This window comes from Nitratireductor sp. GZWM139 (assembly GCF_030068685.1).
In the GTDB taxonomy this organism is placed as follows: Bacteria; Pseudomonadota; Alphaproteobacteria; order Rhizobiales; family Rhizobiaceae; genus Nitratireductor; species Nitratireductor aquimarinus.
The window spans coordinates 349,512-358,530 of record NZ_JAMQML010000003.1 but is presented as its reverse complement, the minus strand read 5'-3'; the positions used below and the strand labels follow the sequence as shown (position 1 = coordinate 358,530).

The following is a 9,019-nucleotide window of genomic DNA, read 5'->3' as shown; positions in this document are numbered from 1 at the left end:
ACAGCAAGCCCCAAAGTAAGCTTCTTCATAAGTCCCCCGTGGCGTCGCCGCCTGTGGTGTGTTGTGTTCCCTGGCCGGGAAATTACACGGTTCCCGGCGCATTATCGAACATGCGGCCACGCGATGGCGGCCGCATGTTCTGTCATTTCACTCAGACTGTGTCCGAAGTGTCACTGCCATCATCGTCATAGAGGATCTTGATGGAGGCCAGGGTCTGCGGCACGTCGAAGGTGGCGACTGTTACCCAGTCGTCGCCGCCGGCGGTTCCGTCCGCATCCACCTGCAGCTCTTTGCCGTCGCCGGGGTTGAGCCGGACGAAATCATCGACATCGTCGCCAGACGTGGTCGAGAGCGAAACCAGTTCGGTGAGGTCGACCACGTCCTCCGCTCCGAAACCGATGATCTCTTCGGGGTTGAGGTTGGTGAGGGCGGCCGGGTCGATCACCACCGTGTCGATAGCGGCGACGGCCTCGGTGAGGTCGTAGGTGTTCTCGCCCGTGCCGCCGTAGAGGATATCCGCTCCCTCGCCGCCGATCAGCAGGTCGTCGCCTTCCTGGCCGAAGATGATGTCGTTGCCGGCACCGCCGTCGATCACATCGTCGCCATCCGTTCGCCCGCTCTCCCTGCCGAGCTCGGCCTGATTGTTGCGGATGTAGTCGAGCGTGTCGGCCCGCGTCCAGTTCTGCGACGGGGTCGCCTCCAGCATCTGGAACACCTTCCAGCCCGATCCGGCGGGCAGCGACAGGCCGCGCGCCGTGGCGAGATCGTCGGTGAAGGGCGAGTCGCCGAAGATGAGATCGTTGCCGGCACCGCCGTCGATCAGGTCGTTGCCCGCTGCGGCAAGATCGGTCGATCCGCCGAGATTGCCGATCGCATCGCTCAGTTCCTCTGCCGTGGTGACGTTCTGCGCGTTGCCACCGGGCCCCTCGACCATGTCGAGGATCTCGAGCGGCGTCGGACGGACCACATGGTCCAGCCTGATATAGCCCGCGCTTTCGGTGGCCATCGCCGTGAACGCGATGTACTCGATGAACTTGCCGTCGGGCGCGTCGATGTCGTGATTGTTGGAATCATCGCTGCCGAACGAATGGCTGCGAACCTCCGACGTCCCGTCGGTGTAGTGGATCGTGTACTCGATCGTCGACTGCTGCGAGGAGCCGAAATCAAGGAAATCGAAGCGGGCGCCGGTCACCGGTGTGCCGTTGAAGCCGCCGGTCGAGTAGTTGCCACCGCCATCGTAGTCCGTGCCCAGCCCGAAATCGAAGCGGAGGACCTCCCCGACGTTGAGGCCGGGCGCCCCGCCTTCGACACCGAAGCGCCTGCTCGAACCGGAACCCGCCGATTCGACGTCGACAAGATTACCGATCGACGTGGACTGCGAGGACCAGGCCGAGACCTGCGCGATCTCCACGCCATTGTCGTCATCGAGAATATACGCGGTGTCATTGTTCGAACTGCCGCTACCCGTGTTCGCATCATATGTAGCAGAACTGTCGAAATCGGCCTCGGATGCCGTGTTGCTTAGTGCGATGCCGATGGCGTCGATGCTCCAGCCGGCGCCGGTGATCTGCTGCACCTCATTGGTGCCGTCCGCACCCAGCATCTCATTGATGGCGCTCGTGATGTTCGAGAAACTGGTCGAGCCACCCGATCCCGAGTTCCAGGCCGTCGGTTCGCCGTCGGACACGAAGAGCACCTTGTTGAGATCCGCATTGGCGATCGGCTGGTTGGACCCGGAGGACCCGATCCACGAGAAGGCGGTTGCAAGGGCATCCTCGTAGTTAGTGCCGCCGCCCTGCCCCATGCCGTTGACCGCCGCCTTGGCCGCCGCGATGGCGGAGGCGTTGTCGTCTCCGTTGAGGACGATATCGAACACGCCGAGGCTTTGACCGTCGCTGTCGAAGTCGACGATGTTGACCCGGATTTGCGCGGCGCCGGAATTGCCCAGCGAATCAAGCAGGTCGTTCACCGCGTCCTTGAGGGCCTGCATGCGCGACACCGAGCCGCCGTCGAAGGAGATGTTCGATCTCATGCTGCCCGAACTGTCGAGGACAAGGATGATGTTCGCAGTCTGGCCGGGCGTGATCGTCACGGCGCCCGGATCGCCAAATATCGTGTCGTCCCCGCCGCCGGCGGTGATCGCACCCTCGATGTCTCCGGCGGGATTGGGAACGGCGTGGTTGTCCGTCGAACCGCCCGTGTCACCCTCATTCGATCCGACGATGAACACAGGTGGTGCCGAAAGGGTGATGTCGATGGCCCCTTCCGCCGTATCGCCGTCGCCGTCGGTGATCACGATCGGCAGGCTGAAATCTACGGGATCCGTGGACACCACAGACGTCCCGAACTCTCCCAGCTTGAAGGGCTGGCCGCTCTCGTGCAGCACCTCGAGGCTGTTGTAGCCCGAATTGGTGTACACGGCGACGTTGGTTCCGGACACGACGCCGCCAATGACGGCCTCATACTGGATCCCCGCCTCGGAAGTGTTGTCGACGAAGCTCACCGTGAAGCTGCGCCCGCCGACCTCGACGGTCTGTACGCCGGCCGAATAGGACACCAGCAGCGTCTCCGAACCGAAGGAGATCGCGATGCCGCGCACGGAATCCTGCGTTCCGTCGCCCACCTGCGTCAATGTCGGGCCCGTATCGTTATCGTCGAACGCCTTGATGCGCACCGTCGATTGCGGAGTCCCACCGCCGCCCGTGATGGCGTCGAACAGAACCGAGGCGCCGTTGACCCGGTAGTGCTGGTCGAAACCGTGGTTCTGATTGCCCGGATCGTCATAATCACCGTTGTTGGGCGTGCCGGACAGATCCCGCACGAAGTCGAGACGAACCCCGTCCCCGAACCCGACGGAATTGCCAACGCCTACACCGATCAGATTGTCGTTGGTATTCACGCTGCTATCAGCAGGGATCGGCGTCAAAAGAAGATCCGCGCTGTCGGTTTCATCCGATGCGAAGCCGAACCATGCAGTATTGCCGCCGATCGGGTCGTATTCGCTGTCCTGGAAATCGACAGTCGTGAGACTGTCGACGGTGCCATCCATATCGACCGTGTAGGTACCGGACGCGGGATTGAGGGTGACAGTAAAAACGATGGTTCCGTCCTCGCCGCCGGTCCTTGCCTCGAGCACCGTCCCATCGCCGTTCAAATGATAGCTGATCGGTTGGCCGCCCGATGTCAGGCCGCTTGCATGATCGTCGAGCGACGAGGCAAACCGCAGGCTGCCGGCACCATCGGCACCGTAATTGTCGGTGACATCCCCGTCGTTATCCAGGTAAAATACTAGCGGGGCGCCCGCGGCGTTGCCCACGATGGCGTGTTGGGGGTCAACCGCGCTCGGAACATCGTCGACCACCGTCACGTCAACCGTGACGGGGACCGGATCGCCGTCGCTATCCGTCGCCGTGAACGACACGCCCGACAGCGTCACACTGTCCTCAGTGTGGTTGCCGGGATGACGAACCGGCGCGCTCAGCGTCACCTTGTAATCGTAGGTCACCTCGCTGCCCGATGCCGTCGCGCCGGTCAGCACCTCGATGCGGACCACCTCGCTATTGTCGCCCGCCGAACGGCCGACCAGGACACCGCTCTCGAGCGCGAACACGACATCATCATCATCCAGCGTCACCAGCTGGCCGTCGAGGCCAGTCGTGTCGTTCAGCACAAGAGACCCGTCCAGAGCCGCCGGAACGTCGTTGCCGAAGTCGACCGTGATCGACTTCGTGTCCTCGAGCGATTCCGTCGAATCCGTTTCAAGACCCGTCGGCGCGTCCGCATTGGCAAAGGCGAACCCGTCCTCGTCAACCGTCGCGGACTCGGCAAGCTTCACCACCGGAACCGAATCCGGCTGCAAAGTCACGGACACCGTCGCCGTCGACACATCCCCGTCACCATCCTCGATCGTGTAGGTGAAGCTGTCCGACGTGTTCCCGTCGCTGCCGGCACCCGCATTCGGCGTGTAAGTGAACAGGCCCGTGGCCGCGTCATAGCTCACCACGCCAGAGGCCGGCTGCGTGAACGTCACCTTCACCGCAGGATCATTGTCGACGTCCACCCCGTCGGCGCCGAACACGTCATTGTCGAACGCGTCGATCGTGAACGCCGTGTTCTCCGCACCCTGCGTCGCCACGTCGTCAACCGCGCTCGGGCCGTCATCCTCAAATCCGATCACGCCGCCCAGATCGACACTGGCCGAATCCTGATCACCATCACCATCGGTGATGGTCATGACCAGTTCCAGCGCGCCGCTCGCGAGCATTTCCGGTGTCAGGCTTTCGTCATGCGCCTCCGCGATGCTACCCGGATTGGCATCGTGATAAACTGCCCGATACTGGGTCAGCGACACGTCACCGTCGCCGTTCACCGAAAGAGTGAACACCGTTTCCTGTTCGATCGTGCCTTCACTGATGACGCCGTGAATGACACCGCCGACATCAACCAGCGTCACATCAAGGCCACTTTGTGTATCGGTCAGTCCCGTGTCATCGCTGACGATGTTGAAGCTGAAACTCGGATCGACCGTCGTCGATGCGCCGTCCGAACCGTAAACCGAGCTGTCGGTGAACAGTGCCGAGGCGAGAATGGTCGCCTGACCGAGGCTCTGGCTGATCGCTGTCAAAGGTGCGGAATCGTCAGGATTTTGAGCACCAGGGGTCTCGTCGACAATGAGTGTCGGGGAATCGGTCAATTCCAAGACCGCCGTCGGCCCATCATCATCGAACACAAATGGCGAAAAATCATTATTTATGAGGCTGATCTCGGCGGCCTCGGTAACCGGGTCGCCATCTGAATCGACACGTGTCACCTCATACTGGATATTGACGTCATCGAGGCCCTGCGTGCGCAGAATCTCCTGCCCGTCAAAAAGATCATCCGCGTCGTGCTTGATCGCTTCATAGAGCGTGTTCTGCAGCTGGGAAACGCCACCGCCAATATCGACGATCTCGAGTGTGAAGACGGTATCACCGTCGGTGTCGATCCCATTTATCTGGGTCGGCGAGACATAGATCAAGGAGATCGCACCTCCATCTGTCGCCTCGAGATTGGTTGCGATCGGCGAGCCGACGGAAATGCCGGAGAAGGTGAACGAGCCGGTGAGTGTACCCGCTCCGTCGGCGCCATAGCTTCCGCCGACGTTGAAGAAGCCCGCAAGTCCGTCAGTGTAGGTGCTCTGGACCCGACCGAGAATGGTTGGATCGCCCAGCACATCGTCCGTGTTGTTGTTGACGCCCTCTTCGCTCTCGCCGGTATTGTAGCGATCGCTCGTATTGCCATTCTCCGTCTCATCGACCTCGAATGCCGGCAAACCGTTGGCCGTGGAGCGCACATCGGGCTCGACACTCAGTGTCGGCATGTCATCGTCGACATTGATATCCAGCGTGCCGTCCACGCTGTCGCCATTGCCATCGGTCACCGTGTACTGGACGGTGAAATCGACGTTCTCCTCCAACGCCCCAGGCGTTGGATGGGAAATCGGCGCCAGCTGCGTCACTGTATAATTGCCGCTGGTCGTGTCCGTGAGGGAGACCTGCAGAACGGGCGTTCCGTCTTGGCTGATGGTCAGGACGGTACCACCGCCCGAGATGACCGAGGTGAACCCGGCCGGCAACACCGTACCGGACAAAATTACGGATCCAACCCCGTCTGTGCCGTAGTCAAAATTGAGCCTACCACTGGCATTTACTGCGTCAGGGTCATCACCAAGGCCACCAGGGTTACCCCCGAAAAGTGCATCGTCGTCGAGCAAAGCCGCATCATTCTTGCCAACAGTCGGTGTGCCATTGTTGAGAGAGGGGAACAGCTCACGCCGCTCCAGCGTACCGAACTGCAATGCCGTGGGAGGCAGCAGATCGATCACGGGACCGGCATCGCCGATATCGCCATTCGGGGTATTGAAGCCGCCGCCGCTGCTCTGGGAGGCAGCCGACACCACGGTCAGCGCGCCATCGGGGCCGGCAGCGACGTCGATGCCGTTTGCCTGAAGAGCAGCTGCGAGTGCGAGTTCGGGAATTTCCACATCGCCAATCAGGAAAGTGGGCACCTTAAGAGCGGCATTGAGAATGGTGACGGTGGAGCCATCGGGCTGCACGAGAACCAGATTGTTCCCGTCGAGCCTGATCTCGTCGATCGAGACACCCTGCGGAAGGCGTACAACATTGCCTGCATCAGCCGCCAGCTCAGCTGGAAGGGACGCAGCGGGCACTTGCGCATCAGGTTGCCCATCCGACTCGGTCGTTGCCGGATCCACTGGAACCGGCTCTTGGGCATCTTGGGCCAATAAGACAGAGGATGCATTCTCATCACCAACTGACGAAGGCATCCCCTTGCCAGATGTGATCGTACCACCCGTGAACTTATGATTGGCCATGACAAACCCCCATGTTCGATTTTCTAAAAATCAAGCACGGCAATCATCAACAGACAATGCTAGGGAGCTTCAATTGATATAATCAGATATACAAAATAGAAATAAATTTAACTTGGTTAATGAGGTGAAATAATATTATATATCACTTCTTCTTCGATCGCACCGATACTAGGCCATGAAGCCAAAAGCCGAGCGGACGAAGAACGTTAAAACCCAAGGTCCAGAACAGACTTTCAGATAAAACACTCTCCCCTCCATCGATACAACGATCATCTACGGGGAACCAGTCATCGTGACCATTTTCGTTCACGGTCTCAGCCGTCAATTGGGTAAAACAAAAGCGATGATAGCATCCCTATCTGTCATGGAGGCCAAAATTGCGTTGAGCTGCCCACGGACCGTTTGTCCGGCAACCCCAATGACGAAGCCAACCGTCGCCAAACCAGTTCCTTCGGCCTTCAGCCTATCGATCAGTTCGGCAAACGGCATGGCAAGGGATAAGTGCACGCCTTGATCAGCCTTGTGTAACGGAAACCGCGTCTGCACAAAATGAATGAATGCCGGATTTTGTGCGATCAGACGCTTATCATCCGAAAGCGCAAAGCAGGGTGTTGGGCAGGCTTGGACCTGATTTTCTACCGCGTTCAGTTCGCTAACGGACCGGATAGCTTCGCGCTCATTGCGCAGATACTTTACCGCTTCTACACGCAGGGCGGAAGTAAGATTGGCACCTTCATTTAAGCGGCCCTCACACTGAGCAATGACCTCTCCAAGGGGTTCGTCTCTGGAAGCGGCAAGATCATCAAGGGCCTCCCAATAGACTTCTTCCAAACGTATTCCGCGACGTTTCCCGCCTACCCGAACCAAGCGAAAGCGCGGCGCGAGGGCCCATTTCTCATTTAATTTGTGATCATCGTTCATCGTCGCGCACCGCCCCCAAAGCGTTTCATTCAGCTTCTTCTTTTCCGAATTCTCCAGTCAAGCGCGAATGCCCCCCCCTACCTACAATCATATCAATATGGGTGGCGTTGCCAACTTGTTTGCGCATGATTGAGAAGAGCTAGCCCTTCGCTTGTGAGATAGTCCATAAACATCCGGGCACGCCCCCTCTTCTTGAAGCAATTTCAAGCGCGACAGGGTGCCTATCACTGACCCAATCCGCCAAATGATATCCCGAACAACCCAAAATGCCACCGGCAATGATCAGCGCCCCATGCACGGGACGTAACAGTGCACCTGTTGCCCGACGCAACGAAGTTCACTGGGCCAGATTTTCCGCTGGTGCAGATTACCATCGCACGATGTGTTGACGGCGGCTGGCCTTACCTTTCGGAACCGTCCGAGTGTCATACGGTTATTCAGGAACCATTTTTGATGCAGCAGGAACCGCCAGTGAACCTTTCGAGAATGATCTCGGCGGCCAGTTATCGTTGCGCCATGCGGTCGATCACTTGACAGTTTTTTCGACTCCCGGTACGACCGTACAAGATCACTGAACGCGAATGTCAGATATTTGATTGCGAAAATCAATGACTTAGAAGGATTGGAGGTTCCAATCCCTCCTCCGCTACCATTCCAAACAAGCAAGCAATATTGACGAGCTTTATGGAACAGAATTCCCTTGGGCTCTGGAACCTCGCGCACATGTGGGAGCAGGATCCCATCACTTGCGGTTGTGGGGAGACGTTTGGGCATTCTTACGGTTTATCTGGGGCTGTTCCTCAGCGCCTTTGCAGCGGCCACTCTGTTTCCGATGCAGTCAGAGGCTGCTCTTGTCGGCCTGCTACTCACCGATTCCCACGCGGTCTGGGCACTGGTGGCTGCGGCAAGCTTCGGCAATGTGGCGGGATCGTTCGTTAACTGGGTGCTCGGACGCAGCATCGAGCGGTTCCGCGACAAGCGATGGTTTCCAGTATCCGAAAAAGCGCTTCAGCGTGCGCAGCGATGGTATCGTCGATACGGAAGATGGTCTCTGCTGTTGAGCTGGATGCCGATCATCGGAGATCCACTGACGCTGGCCGCTGGAATAATGAAAGAGCCGCTGTCTGTGTTCCTCGTGCTTGTCACCATTGCTAAAACTGGACGATATCTGGCGCTCACCGCAGCGACAATGAATCTCATGTAACTTCCGCTCCCGGTCCCTGGCGAATGCCCGAACTCAGGCATTTTGCCGCTCGAACCCGGATGAGCTGAACAGATTGGCGCATCGGCGCTGGTTCGGGTCCCGAGAGGTCATCCGTCAGCTCGATCCAGTCAATCCCGTTTGCACGCTGAAGCTCGCGCACATAGGCAATGACAGCGCTCAGATCGGCATCGGCGAGCCCCGGCTGAAGAGGCGTGTTTCCAAATTTCCAGTGATGCGCCCGCACACCATTCTTGACGGCGAGTTCAAACGCCTCGTCTCCATGATGTGATGGCTCATGAATTCGGTGAACCAGCGGCGGGCCGGCATCACTTCCAGCGGCATTGGCCCCATGGCAGGCAGCGCAGGTCGAGTTGAACGCCCTTTGCCCCATAAGCGCGGCCCCTGAAAAGGTATCCGGGAGGGTGACGTTCACCACCGTTTACGTTGTCGTGGCGGACCCGCCCGGATCGCCGCGTCCCCAGATCGTAGCGGCACCGACACCGGCTGCGAGCACCGCCAAT

At 59.1% G+C, this 9,019-nt stretch carries 4 protein-coding genes; 1 reads left to right on the top strand and 3 read right to left on the bottom strand.

Features of this window, described 5'->3' with window-relative positions; translation table 11 throughout:
* Nucleotides 1-151 precede the first annotated feature (151 nt).
* Both NDI72_RS05765 and NDI72_RS05760 read right to left on the bottom strand, forming a co-directional pair.
* The gene (locus NDI72_RS05765; protein ID WP_283799906.1) at nt 152-6,373 is read right to left on the bottom strand and encodes a DUF5801 repeats-in-toxin domain-containing protein; all 6,222 of its coding nucleotides are present in this window, start codon (nt 6,371-6,373) and stop codon (nt 152-154) included.
* A 321-nt stretch (nt 6,374-6,694) separates the two neighbouring features.
* Nucleotides 6,695-7,294 carry a ribbon-helix-helix domain-containing protein gene (locus NDI72_RS05760; RefSeq protein WP_283799905.1) on the bottom strand — a complete coding sequence of 200 codons (600 nt, stop codon included), beginning with the start codon at nt 7,292-7,294 and terminating at the stop codon, nt 6,695-6,697.
* A 766-nt stretch (nt 7,295-8,060) separates the two neighbouring features.
* Between NDI72_RS05760 and NDI72_RS05755 the strand changes: the two genes are divergently transcribed.
* Entirely contained in the window at nt 8,061-8,498 is a 438-nt protein-coding gene (locus tag NDI72_RS05755; protein WP_113152807.1) for a YqaA family protein, read from the top strand.
* Here the strand turns inward: NDI72_RS05755 and NDI72_RS05750 are convergent.
* Complete coding sequence (locus NDI72_RS05750; RefSeq protein ID WP_206551856.1) at nt 8,491-8,934, bottom strand: c-type cytochrome; 444 nt, start codon at nt 8,932-8,934, stop codon at nt 8,491-8,493. The genes NDI72_RS05755 and NDI72_RS05750 overlap by 8 nt on opposite strands.
* Nucleotides 8,935-9,019: the final 85 nt, after the last annotated feature.